Origin of the sequence: Candidatus Contendobacter odensis Run_B_J11 (assembly GCF_000531125.1) — a bacterium.
Taxonomy (GTDB): Bacteria; Pseudomonadota; Gammaproteobacteria; order Competibacterales; family Competibacteraceae; genus Contendibacter; species Contendibacter odensensis.
The window spans coordinates 1-1,631 of record NZ_CBTK010000055.1 but is presented as its reverse complement, the minus strand read 5'-3'; the positions used below and the strand labels follow the sequence as shown (position 1 = coordinate 1,631).

Sequence of the window (1,631 nt, the reverse complement as noted above, 5' to 3'; positions counted from 1 at the left end):
AAAAGTTTCTCTTATCAGTATATGCTAATTTACTATCACGGGAAAATTTACAGAAGGGAAACTTTTGGAACCTGAACTCCGACGGATCATCGCTGAAACCCAAGCCCTTCACCCTATGGAAAATACCCACGATGAAATCGCATGAAGTCAACCGCTTTTTATCGCGACAAAACCCGCACCAGGTGCGGCAACTGCTCGACAAGTGGCAAACCCGAGCCGCCACCGATCCGCACTTTCGTAAAGAATTCCCTAATCCCAACCTATACGCCGCAGCGCAACTGGAGCAGGGCAAAAAATCTAGGCAACTGATCGACGATTGGGCGGCCCGCGCACCCATAGATCCGGAATTTTGTAAAGAATTCTCTAATCCCAGCCTATACATTAAGCATTGTGAAACCCAAGCCGCTTGCGGGATTGCTGTATGAGACAGACTTCTTTGGTAGACGCGAAAAAGAGCTTAGACGAAGTGCGGGCAACGATTGCCAACTTGGAAGCATTGGCGCATCAGAAATGGCTTAACCGCAACGCCATAGCCGCCGAGTTGAATTCTGCTGTAAGCGCCCCGATGACGCGGGAAGACGCCGCGCCGATTATTGGAGATGCTCTCGATTCATTGGCCATGCTTCAAAGCACAATCTTCCGCCGATTGCTTGGCGGCTTGTTCGGGAATGGAGTCCGTGAATCGGCGCACGATCAGAATGAGATATCCAAGCTGCTGCAATATGAGAGCTTAAATGCCGACCACTTCGCCCGGGATTGGCTGGCAGCCCTGCTACTACCGACCCTAAAGGCTGGCCTACCCGCCGCGCTGGAAAACCTCGAATGGCCTGACGGCGCTCTTCCCGCAGCTGATCGCGCCCGGAAAATTGCCGAGTTTGAATCAATTCTTGCGAAAGCGGACGCGGAATTTGCCGACGTACTACTTGACCTGGAAGGGCTGGGCATTGCGTGGAATGCGAACCATTACTTGGCGAAAATCGCGGCTTAATGTGGCGGTTAGCAATATCTCCAATTGGACGCAGCGACAGCCGTAAATAACGTGTCGGAAATTTCCGACACGAAGCCCGCAAAAGAATCTCATGCAGCGCCTTTAACCCTTCATTAGCACGATGCCCGCACGAAACAGCCTTTGTTATCACCGCCTGAGCGTAGCGGATCGGGAAACCTTCGACGCCCTCATTCGACAATTCAATGCCACCGGCGAACCCTTCCATGTGACCGCCTGCCGCATGTACAAGGCTTTCCGGTTAACCGGCTGGAGTGCCAGCAACCCGATACCGAGCCGCCTCATTCAGCAAATTTGTGAGCAACCCGAGGCGGATTGCCCGTTTTGAATTCGCGGCTGCGGTTGCAGTTGGGAATTTGAAAAGTTCCACAATTGTGGAACTCCCCCAAACCGAATCCCAAGCTTGCAGAATGGTCTGTGTAATTCCTGTGTAATCGTGCATGGAAATCAAGCGATTTTTCAGCTATTCATAAGAACATATAGTCTTACCAATAGTTATCTATACGTTGTGAATGAACCAACTCCTAAATTAAGTGTCTATACACATCGAAATAGACCCTGCTTTAGGGAGGTGCCATCATGAAAGAGGACTGGCTGTCCGATGCACGTAAAATCCCGGATGAAG

Annotated in this window: 3 protein-coding genes; all 3 read left to right on the top strand. The window is 51.0% G+C overall.

Annotated features, from left to right (window positions below; all coding sequences use genetic code 11):
* Positions 1–425, top strand: a 425-nt coding sequence (locus BN874_RS04715) for a hypothetical protein (RefSeq protein WP_230314330.1), incomplete at its 5' end; no start/stop codon positions are given.
* Positions 426–436: 11 nt separating this feature from the next.
* Entirely contained in the window at positions 437–988 is a 552-nt protein-coding gene (locus BN874_RS04710) for a hypothetical protein (protein WP_154724744.1), read from the top strand.
* A 121-nt stretch (positions 989–1,109) separates the two neighbouring features.
* Positions 1,110–1,334, top strand: a complete 225-nt coding sequence (locus BN874_RS04705) for a hypothetical protein (RefSeq protein ID WP_034431201.1) — start codon at positions 1,110–1,112, stop codon at positions 1,332–1,334.
* Positions 1,335–1,631 lie beyond the last annotated feature (297 nt).